23 protein-coding genes are annotated in these 22,532 nt (G+C 71.8%); 14 read left to right on the forward strand and 9 right to left on the reverse strand.

Translation table 11 applies throughout. The features are described from left to right. The first annotated feature begins 126 nt into the window (after nucleotides 1-126). Nucleotides 127-1,515 carry a CCA tRNA nucleotidyltransferase gene (locus tag CFP66_RS11925; protein ID WP_094923145.1) on the forward strand — a complete coding sequence of 463 codons (1,389 nt, stop codon included), beginning with the start codon at nucleotides 127-129 and terminating at the stop codon, nucleotides 1,513-1,515. Here CFP66_RS11925 and CFP66_RS11930 read toward each other — a convergent pair. Further along, nucleotides 1,480-2,850 (reverse strand): MFS transporter, encoded by a 1,371-nt coding sequence (locus CFP66_RS11930; RefSeq protein WP_369805018.1) that lies wholly within the window; start codon nucleotides 2,848-2,850, stop codon nucleotides 1,480-1,482. The two genes, CFP66_RS11925 and CFP66_RS11930, sit on opposite strands and share 36 nt — an antisense overlap. A gap of 33 nt (nucleotides 2,851-2,883) precedes the next feature. On the opposite strand from CFP66_RS11930, the gene CFP66_RS11935 reads away from it, so the two are divergent. Further along, a complete protein-coding gene (locus CFP66_RS11935) occupies nucleotides 2,884-3,492 on the forward strand; it encodes a YqgE/AlgH family protein (RefSeq protein WP_094922999.1) in 609 nt (202 codons plus the stop codon). 57 nt (nucleotides 3,493-3,549) lie between these two features. Here CFP66_RS11935 and CFP66_RS11940 read toward each other — a convergent pair whose 3' ends face one another. Beyond that, the gene (locus CFP66_RS11940; protein ID WP_094923002.1) at nucleotides 3,550-3,999 is read right to left on the reverse strand and encodes an SdpI family protein; all 450 of its coding nucleotides are present in this window, start codon (nucleotides 3,997-3,999) and stop codon (nucleotides 3,550-3,552) included. Nucleotides 4,000-4,217: 218 nt separating this feature from the next. On the opposite strand from CFP66_RS11940, the gene leuS reads away from it, so the two are divergent. Further along, entirely contained in the window at nucleotides 4,218-7,103 is a 2,886-nt protein-coding gene (leuS, locus tag CFP66_RS11945) for a leucine--tRNA ligase (RefSeq protein WP_094923004.1), read from the forward strand. Nucleotides 7,104-7,346: 243 nt separating this feature from the next. Here the strand turns inward: leuS and CFP66_RS11950 are convergent, their stop codons facing one another. Next, nucleotides 7,347-7,772 carry a DUF1707 domain-containing protein gene (locus tag CFP66_RS11950; protein WP_233159344.1) on the reverse strand — a complete coding sequence of 142 codons (426 nt, stop codon included), beginning with the start codon at nucleotides 7,770-7,772 and terminating at the stop codon, nucleotides 7,347-7,349. Between the two features lie 85 nt (nucleotides 7,773-7,857). Between CFP66_RS11950 and CFP66_RS11955 the strand changes: the two genes are divergently transcribed. Next, entirely contained in the window at nucleotides 7,858-8,442 is a 585-nt protein-coding gene (locus CFP66_RS11955) for a TetR/AcrR family transcriptional regulator (protein WP_158228072.1), read from the forward strand. Beyond that, a complete protein-coding gene (locus CFP66_RS11960) occupies nucleotides 8,439-8,870 on the forward strand; it encodes a thioesterase family protein (RefSeq protein ID WP_094923007.1) in 432 nt (143 codons plus the stop codon). Before CFP66_RS11955 ends, CFP66_RS11960 begins: the two co-directional genes overlap by 4 nt. 129 nt (nucleotides 8,871-8,999) lie before the next feature. Here the strand turns inward: CFP66_RS11960 and CFP66_RS11965 are convergent, their stop codons facing one another. Further along, on the reverse strand, nucleotides 9,000-9,683 hold the full coding sequence (locus tag CFP66_RS11965) for an SDR family oxidoreductase (RefSeq protein ID WP_094923150.1): 684 nt from the start codon (nucleotides 9,681-9,683) through the stop codon (nucleotides 9,000-9,002). Between the two features lie 155 nt (nucleotides 9,684-9,838). Continuing rightward, nucleotides 9,839-10,375, reverse strand: coding sequence for a C40 family peptidase (locus CFP66_RS50275; protein WP_369805019.1), 537 nt, complete (start codon nucleotides 10,373-10,375; stop codon nucleotides 9,839-9,841). Nucleotides 10,376-10,389: 14 nt separating this feature from the next. Here CFP66_RS50275 and CFP66_RS49145 point away from each other — a divergent pair, with 14 nt between their 5' ends. After that, the gene (locus CFP66_RS49145) at nucleotides 10,390-10,602 is read left to right on the forward strand and encodes a hypothetical protein (RefSeq protein WP_233159346.1); all 213 of its coding nucleotides are present in this window, start codon (nucleotides 10,390-10,392) and stop codon (nucleotides 10,600-10,602) included. A 310-nt stretch (nucleotides 10,603-10,912) separates the two neighbouring features. Here the strand turns inward: CFP66_RS49145 and CFP66_RS11975 are convergent, their stop codons facing one another. Further along, the gene (locus CFP66_RS11975) at nucleotides 10,913-11,992 is read right to left on the reverse strand and encodes an inositol-3-phosphate synthase (protein ID WP_094923010.1); all 1,080 of its coding nucleotides are present in this window, start codon (nucleotides 11,990-11,992) and stop codon (nucleotides 10,913-10,915) included. Then, on the reverse strand, nucleotides 11,985-12,599 hold the full coding sequence (locus CFP66_RS11980; protein WP_094923012.1) for a PadR family transcriptional regulator: 615 nt from the start codon (nucleotides 12,597-12,599) through the stop codon (nucleotides 11,985-11,987). The genes CFP66_RS11975 and CFP66_RS11980 overlap by 8 nt, the downstream gene beginning before the upstream one ends. A gap of 166 nt (nucleotides 12,600-12,765) precedes the next feature. On the opposite strand from CFP66_RS11980, the gene CFP66_RS11985 reads away from it, so the two are divergent. The 4 genes from CFP66_RS11985 to CFP66_RS12000 are packed head-to-tail and all read left to right on the forward strand — an operon-like array spanning nucleotide 12,766 to nucleotide 17,938. Beyond that, nucleotides 12,766-13,182, forward strand: a complete 417-nt coding sequence (locus CFP66_RS11985) for a DUF5318 domain-containing protein (protein WP_094923013.1) — start codon at nucleotides 12,766-12,768, stop codon at nucleotides 13,180-13,182. A 34-nt stretch (nucleotides 13,183-13,216) separates the two neighbouring features. Beyond that, nucleotides 13,217-15,823 carry a transglycosylase domain-containing protein gene (locus tag CFP66_RS11990; protein WP_233159348.1) on the forward strand — a complete coding sequence of 869 codons (2,607 nt, stop codon included), beginning with the start codon at nucleotides 13,217-13,219 and terminating at the stop codon, nucleotides 15,821-15,823. Further along, nucleotides 15,820-17,361 (forward strand): glycosyltransferase family 87 protein, encoded by a 1,542-nt coding sequence (locus CFP66_RS11995; RefSeq protein ID WP_094923016.1) that lies wholly within the window; start codon nucleotides 15,820-15,822, stop codon nucleotides 17,359-17,361. The genes CFP66_RS11990 and CFP66_RS11995 overlap by 4 nt, the downstream gene beginning before the upstream one ends. Then, complete coding sequence (locus CFP66_RS12000; RefSeq protein ID WP_198961386.1) at nucleotides 17,345-17,938, forward strand: CoA pyrophosphatase; 594 nt, start codon at nucleotides 17,345-17,347, stop codon at nucleotides 17,936-17,938. Before CFP66_RS11995 ends, CFP66_RS12000 begins: the two co-directional genes overlap by 17 nt. Nucleotides 17,939-17,944: 6 nt before the next feature. Here the strand turns inward: CFP66_RS12000 and CFP66_RS12005 are convergent, their stop codons facing one another. Further along, a complete protein-coding gene (locus CFP66_RS12005; protein ID WP_369805020.1) occupies nucleotides 17,945-19,333 on the reverse strand; it encodes a glycosyltransferase family 87 protein in 1,389 nt (462 codons plus the stop codon). A 40-nt stretch (nucleotides 19,334-19,373) separates the two neighbouring features. Beyond that, on the reverse strand, nucleotides 19,374-20,144 hold the full coding sequence (locus CFP66_RS12010) for a deoxyribonuclease IV (RefSeq protein WP_094923019.1): 771 nt from the start codon (nucleotides 20,142-20,144) through the stop codon (nucleotides 19,374-19,376). 270 nt (nucleotides 20,145-20,414) lie between these two features. Between CFP66_RS12010 and rpsF the strand changes: the two genes are divergently transcribed. From rpsF to rplI, 4 genes are read left to right on the forward strand one after another with little or no spacing between them, the layout of a single operon-like run. Then, nucleotides 20,415-20,756, forward strand: coding sequence for a 30S ribosomal protein S6 (gene rpsF, locus CFP66_RS12015; protein WP_094923021.1), 342 nt, complete (start codon nucleotides 20,415-20,417; stop codon nucleotides 20,754-20,756). A gap of 13 nt (nucleotides 20,757-20,769) precedes the next feature. Continuing rightward, nucleotides 20,770-21,303, forward strand: coding sequence for a single-stranded DNA-binding protein (locus CFP66_RS12020; protein WP_094923022.1), 534 nt, complete (start codon nucleotides 20,770-20,772; stop codon nucleotides 21,301-21,303). A 57-nt stretch (nucleotides 21,304-21,360) separates the two neighbouring features. Next, nucleotides 21,361-21,597, forward strand: coding sequence for a 30S ribosomal protein S18 (gene rpsR / locus CFP66_RS12025; protein WP_094923024.1), 237 nt, complete (start codon nucleotides 21,361-21,363; stop codon nucleotides 21,595-21,597). A gap of 14 nt (nucleotides 21,598-21,611) precedes the next feature. Next, on the forward strand, nucleotides 21,612-22,061 hold the full coding sequence (gene rplI / locus CFP66_RS12030) for a 50S ribosomal protein L9 (protein WP_094923025.1): 450 nt from the start codon (nucleotides 21,612-21,614) through the stop codon (nucleotides 22,059-22,061). Nucleotides 22,062-22,532: the final 471 nt, after the last annotated feature.

The following is a 22,532-nucleotide window of genomic DNA, read 5'->3' on the forward strand; positions in this document are numbered from 1 at the left end:
GCGCCGGATCGGCGTCGCCGTGTTCGTGGGGGTCTCCTAGACTGGCTCGCCGTGCCTGCACTCGCCCCGGCTTCCGACACCGTGAACGACGAACTCCTGCGCGCCCAGCAGAATGCGGTCGTGGAGATGGTGTCGATCGGTCCGGTTGCCGAAGAGCTCGCGGACCGGTTCGGGGCGGCGGGTCACCGTCTCTACCTCGTGGGCGGCAGCGTCCGCGACGCGATGCTCGGCCGCGAGGTCGCGGATCTGGACTTCACCACCGACGCCCGCCCGGACGCCGTACTCGCGGTGCTGCGGGGCTGGACCGACGCGATCTGGGACACCGGCATCGCCTTCGGCACGGTCGGCGCGCGCCGCCGCGGCACGACGGTGGAGATCACCACGTTCCGCGCCGACGCCTACGACCGTGTGTCGCGCAACCCCGTCGTCCGCTTCGGCGACACCATCGAGGACGACCTCGTCCGGCGCGACTTCACGGTGAACGCCATGGCCGTGGAGCTCACCGGCGAACAGCGGCGGTTCGTCGACCCGCACGGCGGGCTCGCCGCCCTCGCGGCCGGCACGCTCGACACCCCCGCCACTCCGGAGGAGTCGTTCGCCGACGACCCGCTGCGCATGCTGCGGGCGGCGCGGTTCGTCTCCCAGCTGGGCCTCACCCCGGCGCCGCGGGTTCTCGTCGCGATGACGGAAATGGCGGGCGAGCTGACGCGCATCACCCGGGAGCGGGTGCAGACCGAGCTGTCCAAGCTGATGGTCGGCACCCACCCGCGGCGCGCGATCGAGTTGATGGTCGACACCGGGCTGTGCGAGCACGTGCTGCCCGAGGTGCCTGCGATGCGGCTCGCGATCGACGAGCACATGCAGCACAAGGACGTCTACACGCACTCGCTGGTCGTCCTGGAGCAGGCGATCGGCCGCGAGACCGACGGGCCCGACCTCGTGCTGCGCCTCGCCGCGCTGCTGCACGACATCGGCAAGCCCGACACCCGGCGCAAGGAGCCGGACGGCCGGGTGAGCTTCCACCACCACGAGGTCGTCGGGGCGAAGATGGTGCGCAGGCGGCTGCGCGAGCTCCGCTATCCCAAGTCGGTGATCGACGACGTCGCCCAGCTGGTGTTCCTGCACCTGCGCTTCCACGGCTACTCCGGCGGCGAGTGGACCGACTCCGCGGTGCGTCGCTACGTCGCCGACGCGGGTCCGCTGCTCGAGCGGCTGCACAAGCTGGTGCGCTCGGACTGCACCACCCGCAACCGCCGCCGTGCCGCTGCCCTGCAGCGCAGCTACGACTCGTTGGAGGAGCGGGTCGCGCGCCTGCGCGAGCAGGAAGCGCTCGAGGCCATCCGGCCCGACCTGGACGGCAACGAGATCATGAAGCTGCTCGGGCTCCCCCCGGGTCCGCAGGTCGGCAAGGCCTACAAGCACCTGCTGGCGCTGCGGATGGAGCGCGGGCCTCTGTCCCGCGAGGAGGCCGAGGCGGAACTACGAGCCTGGGCCGCGGAGAACGGCATCGGCTGACCCGGCCTCGGTCCGGCGGGCGCGGCGCAGCTGCAGGTCGTGGGTCACCAGGCCCAGCACGTAGAGCAGTGCAGCGGCGGCCAGCAGCAGCGGCGCGCGGCCGTCCGGTGGGCTGAGCAGGGCCGCCACGGCCACGGCCACGACGTACCCGACGTTGAACACGATGTCGTAGAGGGCGAACACCCGGCCCAGCACCTCGTCGCCCACCTCGCTCTGCACCGCCGCGTCGGTGCAGAGCTTGACGATCTGACCGGTCAGGCCCAGCACGAACGCTGCCGCGAGCACGGCGGGCAGCGACAGCAGCGCGGCGGTGGCGAGCTGGGTGACGGTGGCCACGAGGAGTGCCACGCGGACCGCGCGCGGCCGCCCCCACCGGCGCACCATCCACGGCGTGAGCAGCGCGGCCGTGCCCAGGCCCACCGCGGCGAGCACCACCGCCCCGCCGAGGCCCGCCATGCCGGCGAGCAACGGGCCTGCGTCGGTGAACGCGTAGCGGAACAGCAGCAGCGACAGCAGCGTGGAGATCCCGAACGCGAGACGGTGCGTCGCGAGCGCCAGGAACGACGCCGCCACCGAGGGGGTCGCGATCGTGGCCCGGGCGCCGTCGGCGAACCCGTGCAGCACGCTGCCGACCGTGCTCGCCCGCCCGTCCGTCCGATCGGGACCGAGCCGGCCGCGCGGGAAGCCCGCGGCGAGCGCGGCGGCGACCAGCGACCCGACGATCGCCGTGAGCGTCACCGCACCCGATCCGGTGTCGCCGGTGCCGATCAGCTCGCGCAGGCCGATCGCGCTCGCCCCGCCCAACGCCGCCGTGGCGGCACCGGCGGTGACCGCGAACGTGTTCGCCTCCACCAGGTGCCGGCGGGGTACGACGTGCGGCAGCGCCACCGAGAGCCCGGCCAGCACGAAGCGGCTCACCCCGGCCACGGCCAGCGCGGGCAGGTACAGCGCCAGGCCCGTGCCGCCGGCCACGACAACGGCCGCCACGACCACCACCAGCGCCGCGCGCACGAGGTTGGCACCCAGCAGGACGCGTCGACGGTCCCACCGGTCCAGGAGTGCACCGGCGAACGGGCCGATCACCGAGTACGGCAGCAGCAGCACGGCCAGCCCGGCGGCGACGGCCAGCGGGTCGGCCTGCCGCTCCGGGTTGAACAGCACCGCGCCGCCGAGCGCAGCCTGGAACATGCCGTCGGCCCACTGAGTGGTGAAGCGCACAGCGAGCAGCCGGCGGTACCCGCGCGTGCGCACCAACCGGGCAAAACCCAGGCGTTCGTGCGGCGCCGCGGTGACCACCGTGGCGGCTGCAGGCGGCGGAGGCCCCGAAGTCGGCACGGCCGCAGGCTACGCGCCGGAGCGGGTGCGACGATGTGCCACGTGGTGGACGAGCGCTCCCGTTCTGGTTCCGTTCCCGGTCCGGGGGTGGCGCCGGGCACGTTGCTGGTGGCGGCTCCCGGCCTGCTCGACCCCCACTTCCGGCGCACGGTCGTCTACATGATCGAGCACCGGACACGAGGCAGCCTCGGGGTCGTTCTCAACCGGCCGAGCGAGGTCACCGTTCGCGATGTGCTCCCCGCGTGGGCTCCCCTGTCCTCCCAACCGCCCGCGGTGTTCGTCGGTGGACCGGTGGAGAGTGAGACCGCCCTGTGCCTCGCCGCCGTGCGCACCGGGCAGGACCCGGATGCGGTCGACGGGCTCGTCACGGTGCGGGGGCCGGTGGCCCTGGTCGACCTCGACACCGACCCGGCCGCCATCGCGCCCCGGCTGCGCGGCCTGCGCGTGTTCGCCGGCTACTCGGGCTGGGACGCCGGACAGCTCGCCGGCGAGATCGAGCGCGGGGACTGGATCGTGGTCCCGGCCATCCCCGACGACGTGCTGGCCCGCCACGACGCCGGGCTCTGGCAGCACGTGCTGCGTCGCCAGGGCATGCCGCTCGCGCTGCTGGCGAGCTACCCCTTGGACGTCCGCACCAACTAGACGGCCTCCGCTTCGGCGGGGCTGATCGACACGCGTCGGCAGGGTGGGCGTGAGCGGCTACGCCCGTCCGCCGGAGGTGCTCGGGGCGGTGCGACAACCCGCCACCAGGTCGCAGCCCGCGCACGTGCCCGCGCACGACGACGGCTCGGGCGCGGGCGGCGGTACGGCGCGGGCGGCGCGGTCACCGGCCACGCCTCCGACACCGGTGAGCACGAAGATCCCCGCGAGGCTCACGACGAGCAGGGTCCAGCCGAGCACGCCGGAGGCGCCGGCCATCAGGGCGACGCCGGCGGTGAACGCCACGGCGCCCGCGGCACCGAGCGGCGCCGAGGCCACCTGGTTGGCGATCGCGAACGCGGCGTCCGAGCGGAGGCTGGCGGACGTGCGTACGCCTGCCCAGCGGTTGCGGCGCAGCCTGCGGCGCAGGCCGAGCACGGCGACCGTGAGCAGAGCGGCGCCCAGGAGGACGAGCAGGGCGCCGAGGACGAGACGGACGGGCTGCGGCACGGCGACCAGGCTACTGCGCGTACCCGGGCGAGGGCTCGCCGCCAGCGGCGTTACCCTTGAAGACGTGGCCCGCCGACTCCTTCTCGAGGCCGCGCCGCACTGAGCGGGTTCGTCGCAACGACGACGGAGCACGCCCCGGCGCGGCCGACCCCTTCTGCCTCCGGCAGGGGGGTCTTCTGGTTTTCGGGCCGCCACCACGGACTTCCCAGGAGCGGGACATGAGCACGGACACGACCGCAGCCGCGCCGGAGAGCGCCGATGCCACGGGCAACGACGGCGCGGACGGCACGCCGCCGTTCCGGTACGGCGCGGGCCTGGCCGCGCGGATCGAGAGCCGCTGGCAGGACCGGTGGGAGGCCGAGGGCACGTTCCAGGCGCCCAACCCCTCGGGGGCGTGGGCCGAGCCGGGCGAGGTCGGCTCGGACAAGACCTACCTGCTGGACATGTTCCCCTACCCGTCCGGATCGGGCCTGCACGTCGGGCACCCGCTGGGCTTCATCGGCACCGATGTGCTGGGCCGATACCTGCGGATGAACGGCCGCACCGTGCTGCACACGATGGGCTTCGACGCGTTCGGGCTGCCCGCGGAGCAGTACGCCGTGCAGACCGGCACGCATCCGCGCAGCACCACCGAGGAGAACATCAAGCGCTACAAGGCGCAGCTGCGCCAGCTGGGCCTGGGGCACGACGAGCGCCGTTCGGTGGCCACCACCGACGTCGAGTTCTACCGCTGGACCCAGTGGATCTTCCTGCAGATCTACAACTCCTGGTACGACGAGGCACAGCAGAAGGCTCGTCCGGTCGCCGAGCTGGAAGCCGAGTTCACCTCCGGCACCCGGCGTGTCCCGGACGGGCGCGCGTGGGCGGAGCTGACCGAGGCCGAGCGCCGCTCGGTCGTCGACGGGTACCGCCTGGCGTACATCTCGGAAGCGCCGGTCAACTGGTGCCCGGGTCTGGGCACCGTGCTGGCCAACGAGGAGGTCACCGCCGACGGGCGCAGCGAGCGGGGCAACTTCCCCGTGTTCCGCCGCAACCTGAAGCAGTGGATGATGCGGATCACGGCGTACGCCGACCGCCTGATCGACGACCTGGACCGGCTGGACTGGTCCGACGCGGTCAAGACGATGCAGCGCAACTGGATCGGCCGCTCCGAGGGCGCCCAGGTCCGGTTCGCCACGGCCGGCGCCGACATCGAGGTCTTCACCACCCGCCCGGACACGCTGTTCGGTGCCACCTACATGGTGCTGGCGCCGGAGCACCCGCTCCTGGACGCGATCGTCCCGCAGGCGTGGCCCGACGCCGTCGACGCCCGCTGGACCGGGGGCGCGGCCGACCCGGTCACGGCCGTCACCGCCTACCGGGAGGCCGCCGGGCGCAAGTCCGAGCTGGACCGCCAGGAGAACCGCGAGAAGACCGGCGTCTTCACGGGCGCCTACGCCACCAACCCCGTCAACGGGCAGCAGCTCCCGGTCTTCGTCGCCGACTACGTCCTGATGGGCTACGGCACCGGTGCGATCATGGCGGTGCCCGGCCAGGACCAGCGCGACTGGGACTTCGCCGAGGCCTTCGGGCTGCCGATCGTGCGCACGGTGCAGCCGAGCGAGGGCTTCGACGGCGCTGCGTACACGGGCGACGGTCCGGCGATCAACTCGGCCAACGCCGAGATCAGCCTGAACGGCATGGCCGTCGCCGAGGCGAAGCAGACCATCACCGAGTGGCTGGCGGCGCGCGGCGCGGGTGAAGCCGTGGTCCAGTACAAGCTGCGGGACTGGCTGTTCTCCCGGCAGCGCTACTGGGGCGAGCCGTTCCCGATCGTCTGGGACGAGCACGGCCCGGTGGCGCTGCCCGCCGACCACCTCCCGGTCGAGCTGCCGGAGATCGGCGACTACTCCCCCAAGACCTACGCCCCGGACGCCGCCGACAGCGAGCCGGAGCCGCCCCTGTCGCGCGCCTCGGAGTGGGTGGAGGTGGAGCTGGACCTGGGCGAGGGCCCGCGTCGCTACCGCCGCGAGACCAACACGATGCCCCAGTGGGCCGGCTCCTGCTGGTACTACCTGCGCTACCTGGACCCGGAGAACCACGAGCGGTTCGTCGACCCCGAGGTCGAGCGGTACTGGCTGGGCAAGGACCCGACGCGCGAGCACGACACCGGCGGCGTCGACCTGTACGTCGGCGGGATGGAGCACGCGGTGCTGCACCTGCTGTACGCGCGGTTCTGGCACAAGGTGCTGTTCGACCTGGGCGAGGTCAGCTCGGAGGAGCCGTTCCGCCGCCTGGTCAACCAGGGGTACATCCAGGCGTTCGCCTACACCGACGCCCGCGGCGCGTACATGCCCGCGGACGAGGTCGTCGAGGACGAGGAGGGCCGTTTCACGTGGAACGGCCAGCCCGTCCGCCGGGAGTACGGGAAGATGGGCAAGTCGCTGCGCAACGTGGTGACCCCCGATGACATGTGCGCGCGCTACGGCGCCGACACGTTCCGCCTGTACGAGATGTCCACCGGGCCGATGGAGGTCTCGCGGCCCTGGTCGACGCGCGACGTCGTGGGTTCCCAGCGGTTCCTGCAGCGGGTGTGGCGCAACCTGGTGGACGAGCAGACGGGTCAGCTGCGCGTCACGGACGCGGAGCCCGACACGGAGACCCTGCGCGTCCTGCACCGTGTGATCGCGAACGTGCACGACGACTTCGCCGCACTGCACTACAACACCGCCGCGGCCAAGCTGATCGAGCTGAACAACCACCTGACCAAGACCTACGCCACGGCCGGCGTGCCCCGGAGCGTGGCCGAGCCGCTGGTGCTGATGATGGCGCCGCTCACGCCGCACATCGCGGAGGAGCTGTGGTCGCTGCTGGGCCACGACGGCTCACTGGCACACGGTCCGTTCCCGGAGGCCGACGAGCAGTACCTGGTGGCCGACACCCTGGAGTACCCGATCCAGGTCAACGGCAAGGTGCGCTCGCGGATCACCGTGCCCGCCGACGCATCCGGCGAGCAGGTGCAGGCCGCCGCCCTCGCCGAGGAGAAGGTGGCAGCGCTGCTGGACGGGCGGGAGCCGCGCAAGGTGATCGTGGTTCCCGGCCGACTGGTCAACGTGGTGGTCTAGAGGCCTGGGCGGCGGTGGCCACGGACGCTCACCCGGGCCGTGCAGCCGCCGGTCCACGCTCTCCTTCTCCCGTCCACGCGGTGGGCGCGCCGTTCCCGGCTCGGGACTTCCTGCCTCACGCCACACCCGGGTCCCGGCGGCCGTGATCAGCGAAAGTGGTGTCAGGGCGACAGGAATGGCGCTCTCACACCACTCCTGGCGATCATGACGACGAGCCGGCGAACGTATGGTCGACGTGGTGGTCTAGCAATCCTTCGGCTTCTTGCCCAGCGCCCCGGCCACGATCACGGCGGCCCAGATGCCGAGCGGGATCGCCGGCCAGAACGCGATCAGGCCGCCGGCCACCAGAGAGGTGGCGCCCCAGATCGCGATCATGATCACGGCTCCGCCCAGCCAGTCGCGCCACTCGCCCTGCCGCGCGCGCTTCTCCGCGACCGCGCGGGAGCGCTTCTCGACCGCGGGCGGGGCGCTCTCGCGAACCGCCGGCAGGTCGGCGGTGACGGTGTCGAGCTCGCCGTAGGTGCGGGCGGCGTACGCGGCGCGCAGCCGGGCGTCGTACTCGGTGAGATCGAGGCGGCCCTCGTCCACGGCTGTGCGCAGCCGGTCGGCCGTGGCCGACCGGTCGGCATCGGAGGCGCGCAGCCGGCTGCGGTCGGCATCCGAGGTCACGCTCGCGATGGTACGAGCGCCGGGGCGTCCCGGCATCGGTCTGCCGGTGGATACCGGGTCATCTCGTCCGAGGTATTCTCTGTTCATGGCAGGGAAAACTGCTAGTAGCAGGGTCGCAGCTCGCCGCCGTGCCGCCGTGGAGGAGATCCTCGCCGCGGCCTGGCAGCTCGCCGGCGAACACGGGCTCGCCGGCATCGCCCTGCGGGAGCTCGCCGGCCGGCTGGAGATGCGCCCGCAGTCGCTGGCCTGGTACTTCCCCACCAAGAACGTCCTCTACGACGCGATGCACGCGCAGGGCCACGAGGAGTTCCTGCACGTCCTCGACTCCGCGACGGAGCGGGGGCCGCTCGACGTCCGGCGCGCGGCCCACGTCTTCGCGGATTTCTGCCTGGCGAGCCCACCGCGCTACCAACTGATGACCCAGCGCACCGTGCCCGGCTTCATCCCCTCGGCGTCGTCCACCGTGCTGGCCCGGCGCGCGTTCGGAGCCTGGCGCGCCGCGCTGGCCGCCGCCGGCGTCACCGATCCGGACGCCGTCGACGTGCTCACCGCCGTCGTCAAGGGCGTGGTCGACCAGCAGGTCACGGCCGACCCCGCGGGCGACCGCTACCTGCGCCACCTCGACATGGTGATCGACATGTTCCTCGCGCACCCCTGGCCCGCGCCGTGACCGCGCCGTTCCGCATCCGGCTGGAGGTGCGGTCCTACGAGCTCGACACGCAAGGCCACGTCACCACGGCCGCCTACCTGCAGTACGCCGACCACGCGCGGTGGAAGCTCCTCGAGGCGGCGGGGGTCGACCTGGACGCGCTGCGCCGCTCCGGCCTCGGCCCGGTCACCCTGGAGACCACGGTGCGCTTCGTCCGCGAGCTGCGCCTCGGTCACGAGGTGGACGTGAGCTGCGGGTTCGAGTGGCCGGGCGGCAAGACCGGCCGGGTGGTCCAGCAGCTGCACCGCACCGACGACGGCAGCCTCGTCGCCGAGGTGCACAGCGTCGGCGGCGTGCTCGACCTCACCGCCCGCAAGCTCGTCCCGGAACCCGCGGCGGTGTGGCGCCACCTCGCCGCGAACCCGGAGCTGCTCGGTGTAGCCGACTGAACGCGATCATCGCGTGGCACCCGCGGTCATGGGGCCGGACCACTCGCACACACCTCGGCTACCCCGCACACACCACCGGACATGTGTGCGAGGTCTGCGACGTCTGTGCGGGCCGGACCGCCGGCCGCGTCAGGTGCCCGCGGGCCGCAGGACGAGCTCGGTGAGCGCGGCGTCGTCCGGAGCGGTGACGGCCAGCAGCACGGCACCGGCCACCGACTCGGGGCGCAGGTAGGACTCGGGGCGGTAGTCACCGCCCTCCTGCGTGACGACCTCGCGCTGCATCGCGGTGTCGACCCGGCCCGGGTGGACGGAGGTGACCCGGACGCCGTTGCCGGCCTCCTCCGCCCGCAGCGCGTCGGCGAACGCCCGCAGGGCGAACTTGCTCGCGGCGTAGGACGCCCACCCCGCGCGGGCGGTGAGGCCCGCGCCGGAGTTGAGCAGCACGACGCGGCCCCCGGCCGCGCGGAGGGCGGGCAGGAGCAGGCGGGTGAGCTCGGCGACGGCAACGACGTTGATCTCGAACTGCCGCCGCCAGGTGGTCGCCGGCGTCTCGGCGACCGTGCCGAGCAGCCCGATGCCGGCCGAGTGCACGAGGACGTCCAGCCGCTCGATGCCACCGGCCGCCTCGGCGAGGGCGGCGCCGTCGGTCAGCTCCACCGGCCACGGCCGGGCACCCGGAAGCTCGTCGGCCAGCGCCTGCAGGGCGGCGGTGTCGCGCCCGCCCAACAGCACGTCGTGTCCGGGCGCGAGTGCCCTGGCCACGGCCGCGCCGATCCCGCGGGACGCCCCGGTGACGAGGGCGAGGGGACGCATCTCGGGCCCGATCACGACCCGGGACTCTAGTGCTCCGGTGGATGTTCGTGATCTCGGCTCTACCCGGACGTCCTGGCGCGGCGTCATCCCGCCCGCACGCACCCCGTTCCTGTCGATGCACCAGGTCGACGGGGTGCGTGCCGGGCCGGGACGACTCAGATCCGGCGTGCGGAGTTGTACTTCATCTTGCTCATGTCCGACACCTTCACCGGGCTCTTCCGGTTGCTGGCGTGCACGATCTTGCCGTCGCCGATGTAGATGCCCACGTGGCTCACCGGCTTGTAGAAGAACACCAGGTCGCCGGGGCGCAGCTCGTCACGGGAGACGGCGGTGCCGACCTTCGACATCGCCCGGCTGGTGCGGGGCAGCTCGACACCGGCCTTGTCGTAGGCCCACTTGACCAGGCCCGAGCAGTCGAAGGAGCTCGGGCCGGTGGCGCCGTAGCGGTACGGCGAGCCGAGCTTGTCCATGGCGTGCTGGATGGCGGACGAGCGGGCCGCCGCCGCCGGCGCGACGAAGGCGGGCGAGGCGGGGGCGGGGATCGACTTGGCGACCGGCGTGACGGTCGCGACCTCCGGCGCAGCGGGAGCGGCTGCCGCGGTTGCGGGCAGGACGCCGACGAAGGTGGCCGCCGCTGCGGTCGCGGCGACGACGGCGGCGCGGGTGGCCAGTGCGGGGAGATGGTGGGGCACGGGTGGTCCTCGGGGTGAGCACCTCCGGACAGGAGCTGCGGGCCGGGGGAGCCCGCGGCGCCGACGGGGTGCGTGCGTGCGCGGCCGTGCACCTCTGGCTCGTGCACCTGTCGGTCGTGCTGCACCCCGCCCGTCCGGCGGTGACCCTGCGCCCATCGCTCCGGTTGAGCGGTGGTGGCGCGGGGCCGTCCGGCACATTACGAACGCATTTCGATGCGTTGCCATGACGCATCTCTCATTGCTGCTTGTGCATTTCGGTGAGCCTGCTCACCGGTTGTTGCACCCGAAAGGACCAGCTGCGCCCTGAGTCGCCATGTGGATCACCTGGGACGTAGGTACACCGGGTGACCTGCGACACTGTGGGGACCGAAATGCGTTCGTTATTGGATCAAACGAGTGAAATCACTTCCGGTTCGGCAGCGAGGAGGTCTTGCTGAAACAGTTTCGGATCCGAAGGAAATCAGGTCCCGGATGTGGCTCGGCCCCGGTCGTGGCGCGGGGCCACGGCCGGGGCCGAGGGTGTCGGTGCGGAGCGGGCTAGCGCTCCCGCTCGCCGTGGATGAACTCCTCCACCGCCTGCCGGGCGACGTCGTCGCTGTACTGCTCGGGCGGCGACTTCATGAAATAGCTCGACGCCGACAGGATCGGGCCGCCGATACCGCGGTCCTTCGCGATCTTCGCCGCGCGCACGGCGTCGATGATGATGCCCGCCGAGTTGGGCGAGTCCCAGACCTCGAGCTTGTACTCGAGGCTGAGCGGGACGTCGCCGAAGGCGCGGCCCTCGAGCCGGACGTAGGCCCACTTGCGGTCGTCGAGCCAGGCCACGTAGTCGGACGGGCCGATGTGGACGTTGTCCTTGCCCAGGTCGCGGTCGATCTGGGAGGTGACCGACTGGGTCTTGGAGACCTTCTTCGACTCCAGCCGCTCGAGCTCCTTCATGTTCAGGAAGTCCATGTTCCCGCCCACGTTGAGCTGCATCGTGCGGTCGAGCTGCACGCCGCGGTCCTCGAACAGCCGGGCGAGCACGCGGTGCGTGATCGTGGCGCCGACCTGGCTCTTGATGTCGTCGCCGACGATCGGCACGCCCGCAACCCGGAACTTCTCCGCCCACACCGGGTCGGAGGCGATGAACACCGGGAGCGCGTTGACGAACGCGACGCCCGCGTCGATGGCGGCCTGCGCGTAGAACCGGTCCGCCGCCTCGCTGCCGACCGGGAGGTACGACACGAGCACGTCGGCCCGCGTGTCGCGCAGCACCTGGGCGACGTCCACCGGCTCCTCGTCGGACTCGCTGATCGTCTCCCGGTAGAAGCGGCCGAGCCCGTCGAGGGTGTGGCCGCGCTGCACGGGCACGTCCAGCGGCGGGACGTCGCAGATCTTGATGGTGTTGTTCTCGCTCGCCGAGATCGCTTCGGACAGGTCGCGCCCGACCTTCTTGGCGTCGACGTCGAACGCGGCGACGAACGAGACGTCGCGCACGTGGTAGCCACCGAAGTCGACGTGCATCAACCCGGGGACACGTGTGGTCGGGTCGGCGTCCGCGTAGTAGTGAACGCCCTGTACGAGCGACGCCGCGCAGTTACCCACGCCGACGACGGCGACACGGACCTCACTCATGGTGGCTCCTTCTCTCATATTCCTGGTGCCTGTCCTGCTGGTCCGTCTTGTTGGTCGTCTTGTCGGTATCCGTCTGGGCGGCGCGTTCGGTGGCGATCAGTTCGTTGAGCCACCGCACCTCCCGCTCGCAGGAGTCGAGCCCCAGCTGGTGCAGCTGCTGGGTGTAGTTGTCGATCTGCTCCCGCGCCCGCCCGAGTGCCGCCCGCAGCCCTTCGCGCCGTTCCTCGACGGCTCTCCTGCGTCCCTCGAGGATCCGCACCCGCGCTTCGGCGGGTGTGCGGGAGAAGAACGCGAGGTGCACGCCGAATCCCTCGTCGTCCCACGCGTGCGGGCCGGACTCGGACAGCAGCTCGGCGAGCCGCTCCTTGCCCTCCGCTGTGATCCGGTACACGCGCCTGCTGCGTCGGGACCAGCTGCCCGTCTCGGGCGCCGGCAGCTCCGGGTCCTCGACGATGAGGCCGGCGCGCGTGAGGCGCCGCAGCGCCGGGTAGAGCGAGCCGTAGGAGAACAGCCGGAAGCCGCCCAGTCGCAGGCCGAGCTCCTTGCGCAGCTCGTACCCGTGCACCGGCGCCTCCTGGAGCAGGCCGAGGATCGCCAGCTCCAGCACGACGGACCTCCTCCCGCTGGCCGACCGATAGCCTAGCCGAGTATATCGAGCCGATACATCAGTTCGCTGGTTCGCCGAGCGTGCCCGGACGCCCGGTCGTCGATCCACCCCACCCGGGGCGAGGCGTTCTCCCCGACATCACGGGCACTCCGCGTACCCTGACCGGGTGCGCACCCAGCGGCAGGTGGTCGACTACGCGTTGCAGCGCCGCGCGCTGCTCGCCGAGGTCCACTCCGGTCGGGTCGGGGTCGCCGAGGTCTGCGACGCGAGCCCGTACCTGCTCCGCGCAGCTCGGTTCCACGGCCAGCAGACCGAGCGGACCTGCCCGGTCTGCCGCAAGGAGCGCCTCACCCAGGTCTCCTGGATCTTCGGTGACGAGCTCAAGAACGCCGCCGGATCGGCCCGCGCACCGGAGGAGCTCGAGCAGCTGGCGAACGTCCATGCCGACTTCTCCGTGTACGTGGTCGAGGTTTGCCGCACCTGCAGCTGGAACCACCTGGTCCTGTCCTACGTGATGGGCACGGGCGACGCTCCCGAGCGTCGCGGGCGTGGATCCGACCGACGCAGGACCGCCGCCGAGTGACCGCACACCATCCCCCGAACCCCCCGGAGCAGCGGTGAGTGATCCGCGCGACCCCCGGTTCGACGCGCCGAGGGGTCGGCCCCGCAGCCCGCAGGGCCGACCACCGCCGTACCCGCAGCGCCCCGGTGCCCCCGCGCCCGGCCCGTACGGCGGTCCGCCTCCCCAGGGCCGTCCGCAGCGCAGGCCGGCGCCACCACCGCCCGACGCGCGTGTTCCGCCCCAGCGGTACCGCGCCGACGGTCCGCCGGTCTCGCCCGGTGCCCGGCAGTCCGCGTACCAGTCCGGAGATGTGCCGCTCCTCACGCACGACGAGGACGACTCCGGCGCCACCGCGGTGGTCGGGAACCAGGCGCCGCCGCGGGGCGCCGCGGTGGCGCAGCATCCGGCACCGCGCTCGGAATCCCGCCGTGGCGGGCGCTCCCGCAAGCCGGCTTCGCCCTGGCGGACCGTGCGGCGGATCTGTTACGTCGTGCTGGGGGCTGCGCTGATCGGCCCGTTCGTCGCCTTCGTCGTGGGCTGGTTGCTCTTCCCGGTGCCCACGGCCGAGCAGGCGGCGCTCACCCAGGTCGCCACGTTCACGTTCGCCGACGGTGAGACCCCGATCGCCACGGTGCGCCCGGAGAACAGCAACCGGGTCACGGTCACGCTCGACAAGGTGCCCGAGCACGTGCGCGAGGCCGTGCTCTCGGCCGAGGACCGCTCCTTCTACTCGAACCCCGGTTTCGACTTCGTCGGCATCGGCCGCGCCGTGTACGAGCAGCTCACCGGCGGTGTCGGTGGCGGCTCCACCATCACCCAGCAGTACGTGAAGGTCTCCACCGGCCAGGACGACGTCTCCCTGTGGCGCAAGTACAAGGAGGTCATCCTCGCGGTCAAGATCACCCGCGAGAAGACCAAGGACGAGATCCTCGAGAACTACCTCAACACGATCTACTGGGGCCGCGGCGCGTCGGGCATCCAGGCGGCGGCGAAGGCGTACTTCGACAAGGACGCGAAGGACCTGACGGTGTCGGAGGGCGCGATGCTCGCCGGCGTCATCCAGCTGCCGTCGCGTTGGGATCCGGCGAAGAGCCCGGAGCGCTCGCAGGAGCGGTGGAACTTCGTGCTGGACGGCATGGTCGAACAGCGTTGGATCACGCCGGAGGAGCGGGCCCAGCAGGTGTTCCCCACCAACTGGCTGCCGGAGGCGCCGGCGGTGGGTGGCGTGCCGGACGACGACCGCTACCACATCTACGACCGAGCGGTCGAGGAGCTCGCGTCCAAGGGGATCACGCAGGACCAGATCGACACCGAAGGTCTCACGGTCACCACCACCGTGCAGGAGCCGAGCCAGCGGCAGGCGGTCGAGTCCGTGAAGGATCAGTTGGCGCGCCAGCCGGACAACCTGCGCGGCGCGCTGGTGTCGATCGACCCGCGCACCGGGGCGATCACCGCCTACTACGGCGGGCAGAACGGGCTGGGCACCGACTACGCCATGGCGCTGCGCCAGCCAGGCTCGTCGTTCAAGCCGTTCGTGCTGTCGGCGGCACTGCAGGCGGGGAAGGGCATCGGCCTCGGCACGAAGTACCCGGGCACCTCGCCGATGGAGTTCCCGGGCCGTGGCGAGGTGAGCAACATCGAGGGCCTCGACTGCGAGGAGTGCAACGCCATCGAGGCGATGACCAAGTCGATCAACACGTGGTTCTACCAGCTGGGTATCACGGTCGGACCGCAGAGCGTCGCCCAGGCGGCCCACCAGGCCGGCATCCCCGACGACCTGCTCCCCGACCCCACCGGCGGCATCGCACTCGGCGACAAGGAGGTGCACCCCGTCGACATGGCATCGGCGTACGCCACCTTCGCCGCCGAGGGCGTCTACCACGAGCCCCACATCGTGTCGCGGGTCGAGGCCTCCGACGGCCGCGTGCTCTACGAGCGGGAGAACCCCGAGGGCCGGCAGGCCGTTCCGCCGCAGGTGGCGCGCAACGTCGTCGAGGCCATGCTGGACGTCGCCGATCACACCGACCACGCCCTCTCCGACGGGCGGCCGGTGGCGGGCAAGACCGGCACGGTGCAGCTGCAGGGCAACGACAACAAGGACGCGTGGATGGTCGGCTTCACCCCGTCCGTCTCCACGGCGGTCTGGATCGGGTCCGACCAGAGCGACGCGCTGCGCAACTCGCAGCGCCGACCGATCTACGGCAGCATGCTGCCGAGCGACATCTGGCAGGAGTTCATGAACGCCGTGTTGCGCGGCGAGCCGGAGCAGACCTTCTCCACGTTCGTGCCGATGGGCGATCCTCCCCGCGCCGCGCCACCCGTCTCGTCCACGCCGTCACCGGACGACGACGAGGATGACGAGGACTCGTCCGACAGCGACTCGGACTCGGACTCGGACTCCGATTCGGACAGCAACCGCAACAGCGACGGTGACAGCTCGCGCAGCTCACGCGACTCGAGCGATTCCTCGTCGGACGAGGACCAGGACTCGTCGAGCGGCGGCTCGTCACCGTTCGGCACGAACGACAGCGGCGGCAGCGGGGGCGGCAGCAGCGACAGCGGCGGCAGCAGCGACGAACCGACGTCGAACCGCAGCCAGGACCGGTCCAGCACCGTGCCCGCCGGAGCCACGGACGGGTCCGACGCCGGACCGGTGGGGTGACCCCGGCCCCCCGGCAGCCGGACGTCCCGGTACGGGTGATCCCGACGTGGACGGAGCCGCTCGCGGCCGCTGCCAGCCGGGTGGTCGGAGGTCCGCTCGGCCGGCACGCGCTCGTGGGCCGGAGCCGCTTCTGGACGCCTCTGCGCGTGGTCCTGTTGTTCGCGGTGGTGCTGCTCGCCGCGGGCTGGCTCGGGAAGGCGCCGTGCCTGCAGCAGTACACCACCGACAGCGGCGATCTCGCGCTGGACTGGCGCGACAGCCGCCAGTACGTGGCGATGTGCTACTCCGACACGGTTCCGCTGTGGGGGATCGAGGGCCTGGACGACGGCGCCGTGCCCTACCGGGACCCGTGGGTCGAGTCGGCAGGCACTGCCGACGAGCAGGTGCGGTACATGGAGTACCCGGTGCTCACCGGCTTCTTCCAGTACTTCAACGCCCAGCTGACCGACGCCTGGGTGCAGGCGGTCGAGGTGGTGCCCGGCCTGCCGTCGGCGCTCCCGGTGGTCGTCTACTTCGACATCAGCGCGTTCTGGCTCGCCCTGGCCTGGCTCGTGGTCGTGTGGGCGGTGTACGCCCTGCGGCCGCACCGTCCGTGGGATGCCGCGCTCGTGGCGGTGTCGCCGCTCGTCGCGGTGCACGCGTTCACCAACTTCGACACGCTGGCCGTCGCGTGCGCGGCGGGCGGGATGCTGGCGCTCGCCCGGCGACGACCGCTGCTCGCCGGGGCCCTGCTGGGCGCGGGTGGCGCGTTCAAGCTCTACCCGCTGATGTTGCTGTTGCCCGTGGCGCTCGTGGCGCTGCGCCGGCGCGAGGTGCGCACCGCGGTGTCCGCGATCGTCGGTGCGATCGGTGCCTGGGTGGTGGTCAACGCCCCCATCGCACTGTTGTACGGCCGGGGGTGGTGGGAGTTCTTCCGGCTCAACAGGACCCGCCCCGCCGACCCCGACTCGCTCTACTTCGTGGTGCAGCACTTCACCGGCTGGTCGGGGTTCGACGGGTCCCTCGCCGACGGTGAGCAGCCCGCCGTGCTCAACGCGGTGTCGGCGGTGCTCTTCCTGCTCTGCTGCGCCGGGATCACCGTGCTCGCGCTGCGCGCACCGCGGCCACCGCGCGTCGCCTCGCTGGCCTTTCTCGTCATTGCGACGTTCCTGTTGGTGAACAAGGTGTGGAGCCCGCAGTACTCGCTGTGGCTCGTGCCGCTCGCGGTGCTCGCGCTGCCGCGGTGGCGGCTGTTGCTGGCCTGGATGACGGTCGACGCCCTGGTCTGGGTGCCGCGGATGTACTACTACCTCACCCCGGAGAACAAGGGCCTGCCTCCGGACTGGTTCCTCGGCACGGTCGTGCTCCGCGACGCCGTGGTCGTGCTCCTGTGCCTGCTGGTGGTGCGCTCGGTACTGCACCCGACCACCGATCCGGTGCGCACCGTCGCGCAGCGGGGGACGACGGACACCGACCCCGACTGGCCGCCCGCACCTGCGCGCAAGACGGGTACGGACGCGGCCGGGGTGGCAGGCTCGCACCGTGCCGTCTCCGCGTGACCACGTCATCGATGCCCTGCGCCGGTTCCAGCGACGGCCGCTCGACCGTCCCGACCTGAAACCGGCGGCCGTCGGGATCACGCTCGTGGAAGACGCCACGGCGTTCCTCCTGACCCGCCGGGCGCCCTCCCTGCGCGGTCACGCGGGACAGTGGGCGCTACCGGGTGGGCGCGCCGATCCCGGCGAATCCGCCGGTGCCGCCGCGCGTCGTGAGCTCGCGGAGGAGCTCGGGCTGGTCCTGGACGCGGACGCCGAGCTGGGGCTGCTCGACGACTACGCCACCCGCTCCGGATACCTGATCACTCCGGTCGTGTTGTGGGCCGACGGGGATCCCGGACTGCGCCCGAACCCCGCCGAGGTGGCCGAGCTGCACCGCGTGCCCGTCGATCTGATCGACGTGGAGCCGCGGTACCTCACGATCCCGGAGTCGGACGCGCCCGTGATCCAACTGCCGCTGCTCGGCAGGCTGGTGCACGCGCCCACGGGCGCGGTGCTCCACCAGTTCCGGGAAGTGGTGCTGCACGGTCGGGACACGCGTGTGGCCCACCTGGAGCAGCCGGTGTTCGCCTGGCGGTAGCCGGCCCTACGGGACCGATTCCGCCAGTGGGGTGCGGCGTGGTGGCGGCGTGGTGGCGAGCCGGTCCGTGCCACGGAGGAACAGGACGAACAACACCACGAGCAGGGCGGCGCGACCCCACACGCCGATCGTGACGGCCTGCGCGGAGAACCCGTCGTAGATGCCGCTGCCGAGGTCTTCGTGCAGGTGGTAGTACCAGCGGAAGATCCCGATACCCATCGTGAGGTCGGCGAGCAGGTACGCAGCGACCATCGACCACGGCACCTGCACCAGCACGAAGAACGGCAGCAGCCACAGCGTGTACTGCGGCGAGTGGACCTTGTGCAGCAGCAGGAAGCCGCACAGCATGGCCGCGCTCACGCCGACCCACGGGTAGCAGCCCTCACGGCGCCAGCGCCACCAGCCCACACCGGCGGCCACCGCGAACGACAGGAGGACCAGCGTGGGCGAGAGCCAGTCCATGAGGGACTGGAAGCCGACGTTGTCCGGGTCCGAGGTGGGGCGGAAGCCCCAGAACCAGATCGAGTTGGTGGTGAAGTCGACCTTGCGCAGCTGCTGGAACGTGAAGGAGGCGCGCCAGCCCTCGTAGCCGGCCAGCATGAAGGGCAGGTTCACCAGGACGACGGTGGCGGTGGCCGCCCCCGCCACGTGCAGCGCACCGCGCCAGTGCAGCCGGCCCGGCCGCGACGCCACGAGGACGTACAGCGCGAGCGGCAGCACGAAGGCGCCCGGGTAGAGCTTGAACGCGAACCCCAGCCCGAGGAGGACGGCCGCGACGACGCCGCGCTGTGCCAGCGTGCGGTCGCTGCGCCAGCCGTGCATGACGAACACGGCGGCGACGGCACAGGCCACCACCGGCAGGTCCCAGTTGTGGAACGCGTAGAGCACCACGGGCGGGCCGAGAGCCCACATGAGCGCGCGCCACCGCGCGAGCCGGCCGAGCAGGTACCCGGTTGCGAGGCCGAACGGCGCCATCACCAGGGCCGACCCGAGGAGGAACTCGGCGTCGTTGTCGGCGAACAGCGCACCGGCCCAGATCAGCAGCCCGGTGAGGACCGGGTACTCCACACTGCCGCCGACGAGCTGCCCCTCGGGGGTGATCGACCCGCTGACGTAGGGGAAGGCGTGCGTGTCGATGCCGCGGCCGATCCAGAGGTGCTGGATGTCGGAGTAGCAGACATCGCGTTCCATCCGCACCCCGTAGTCGGGGCTGCTGCGGCCGGACTCGTCGAACGTCGGACCCGTGCAGCGGGCCTTGTTCGCGTAGCCGAGCAGCAGCGTGACGCCGGTGAGCAGCACCAGGACGGCGAGCATCGCGCGACCCGCGACGACCGCCGGGCCGGACCGGGGCAGCACCTGCTCCCCGGAGGCGGCGTCCACGGTGGTTCCGGTCACCGCGCCGCCCCGGGAACGCGCGCGGCCGGCACCTGGAACGTCACGAGCCGAGCCGGTGGCGCAGGAAGGCGATGTCGTCGTGCTGCCCCTCCGCCGGTGTCTCGACCACCACCGGTGCACCGGCGGCGGCGCACACGGCGACCAGTGCATCGGGCTCGATCGTGCCGGCGGCGACGTTGGCGTGCCGGTCGCGCGCGGAGCCGAACTCGTCGCGCGAGTTGTTCAGGTGCACCAGGTCGATCCGGCCCGTGATCGCCTTGGCCCGGTCGACGACGTCGACGAGGTCCTCGCCGGCCGCGAAGGCGTGGCAGGTGTCGAGGCAGAAGCCCACGCCGAACTCGCCCACGGCGTCCCACAGGCGCGCGAGCGCGTCGAAGCGGCGGGCCATGGCGTTGTCGCCACCCGCGGTGTTCTCGATGAACACCGGCACGGCGAAGCCACCCTCGCCGGCCTGGCGTTCGACGAACTTGCGCCAGTTGTCGACGCCCTTGGCGGCGTCCTCGCCCTGGGTGACGTGCCCGCCGTGCACGACCAGGCCGATCGCGCCCACCGCTGCGGCGGCCTCCGCGTGCTGGACGACCAGCTTGCGTGACGGGATGCGGATCCGGTTGTTCAGCGAGGCCACGTTCACGACGTACGGCGAGTGCACGACCACCGCGAGGTCCCCGGAGCGCAACTGCTCGGCCTGGGGATGCGCAGGCGGCTTCTTCCAGCCCTGCGGGTCGGCCAGGAACATCTGGACGATGTCGGCGCCGCGCTCCGCTGCGGAGTCGATCGGATCGGCCTCGCGCACGTGTGCCCCGATGAGCATGTGGCCAGCGTAGTGACAACCCCCGACACCCCGGCGCGTGGCGTCGGGTCGGGTCGCGCGGCCGCGACCGGCACGTGCACGATCGCGAACGGTGGGTCCCGCGTGCGGTCAGCGGTATACGCGCTGGTAGCCTGCGTGTCAGGTCCGACCGGTGCTCACCGAGCGCCGCACGGGGCCGCCGATCGGCGGCAATTCTGTCGGAGCCTACTGAGAACCTCCTGTCGCGGATGGACCGCGACCGTTCCAGTCCATAGGAGGTGAGTGGTTCTCATGCGTCATTACGAGCTGATGGTCATCCTCGACCCGAGCCTGGACGAGCGCACTGTGACGCCGTCCCTGGAGACGTTCCTCAACGTCGTGAAGAGCGACAAGGGCACCGTCGAGAAGATCGAGGTGTGGGGCAAGCGCCGCCTCTCCTTCGAGATCGCGAAGCACGCCGAGGGCATCTACGCGGTCCTCGAGATCACCTGCGAGCCGGCCACCGTCGCCGAGCTCGACCGGCAGCTGGGCCTCAACGAGTCCGTGCTGCGCACCAAGGTCATGCGTCGCGAGCCGAAGAAGGCCGTCGCCGCCGAGCCGAAGCGGGCCCCGGCGCCCGCCCCCGCGGGCTGAGGGCCCGGTCACGATGGCCGGCGAAACCGTCATCACGGTGATCGGCAACCTCACCGCCGACCCGGAGCTGCGTTTCACGCCGTCCGGAGCGGCGGTCGCCAACTTCACGGTGGCCTCCACCCCGCGCACCTTCGACCGCCAGTCCGGTGAGTGGAAGGACGGCGACGCGCTGTTCCTGCGCTGCAACGTGTGGCGGCAGGCGGCGGAGAACGTCGCCGAGACGCTCACCCGCGGCATGCGCGTGATGGTGCAGGGCCGCCTGCGGCAGCGCAGCTTCGAGACCCGCGAGGGCGAGAAGCGCACCGTCGTGGAGCTCGAGGTCGACGAGGTCGGCCCGTCCCTGCGCTACGCCACTGCCAAGGTCAACAAGGTCAGCCGCGGCAGTGGTAGCGGCGGCTTCGGCGGCGGCGGCGGAGGAGGCGGCGGCGGGTACGGCGGCGGCTCCGGCGGAGGCGGTGGGGGCGGCGGCGCCCCGGCCGACGACCCGTGGGGTTCCGCTCCGCCCGCAGGCAGCGGCCCGAGCGCCGACGACGAGCCCCCGTTCTAGCCAGAGACCACTCCCCGCCCTGGTGGCGGGCATCGAGCAACGACCAGGAGCACCACCATGGCCAAGCCCGTCCTGCGCAAGCCGAAGAAGAAGGTGTGCGCGTTCTGCAAGGACAAGGCCCAGGACATCGACTACAAGGACACCGGCCTGCTGCGGAAGTTCATCTCCGACCGCGGCAAGATCCGGGCTCGCCGGGTCACCGGCAACTGCCGTCAGCACCAGCGTGACGTCGCGGTAGCGGTCAAGAACTCCCGCGAGGTCGCGCTGCTTCCTTACACCTCTACCGCGCGCTGAGGAGGAGAACACCCGTGAAGCTCATCCTCACCGCCGACGTGCCCAACCTGGGCGGGCCCGGCGACATCGTCGAGGTCAAGGACGGCTACGGCCGCAACTACCTGCTTCCCCGTTCGATGGCCGTCGTGGCCACCCGCGGGGCCGAGAAGCAGGTGGCTTCCATCCAGCGTGCCCAGCGGGCCCGGCAGATCCGGGACCTGGGTCACGCCAAGGAGGTCGCGGGCCAGCTCGGCGCCCTCTCGGTCACCGTCAAGGCGAAGGCAGCCGGCGATTCGGGCCGCCTGTTCGGTTCGGTCACGGCCGCCGACGTCGTCAGCGCGATCCGCACGGCGGGTGGCCCGGCGCTCGACCGGCGGTCCGTCGACATGCCGGAGCAGATCAAGACGGTCGGCACGCACCAGGTCACCGTTCGGCTGCACCCGGAGGTCAGCGCCGATCTGGGCGTCGCAGTCGTGGGGGCCTGACAGGCCTCCGATTCGTCACGCACCGTGAGCGGGGCGGGGCTCGGGCATCATGCCCGGGTCTCGCCCCGCTTCACTTTGCGCCGAGGCTCACGACGGCGAAGTGCAACCCGTCCAGGTGGCGCGCCGAAGAGTGACGACGACGTCGCCCAGTGACCGGTCGGACGCGCCGGGTGGCGTGTTCCGCCCGGCGACGACACGCCCGATCGGGCCTGTTGCGGCGTGTCGCGAAGGAAAGTTGTCCACATCCTGTGACAAGCTCTTGACCTGCTGATACACCCGGATTTCCGGAGTTGTCCCCACGCCGTCCACAGGTCGGTCCCTATGTGCTCCTGCGCCGGGTCGGATCCGTCCCCAGGTCGTCCACAGGACGGTCGTCACGACGGTTTGGAAGCGTCGGCACGGGCGCTTAGCCTCACCGCGGGGGTGCGTGGACTCGACCAGGCCGATCCCTTCCGTTTCCCGGGAGGTCAT

It is taken from the genome of Pseudonocardia sp. MH-G8 (assembly GCF_002262885.1).
In the GTDB taxonomy this organism is placed as follows: Bacteria; Actinomycetota; Actinomycetes; order Mycobacteriales; family Pseudonocardiaceae; genus Pseudonocardia.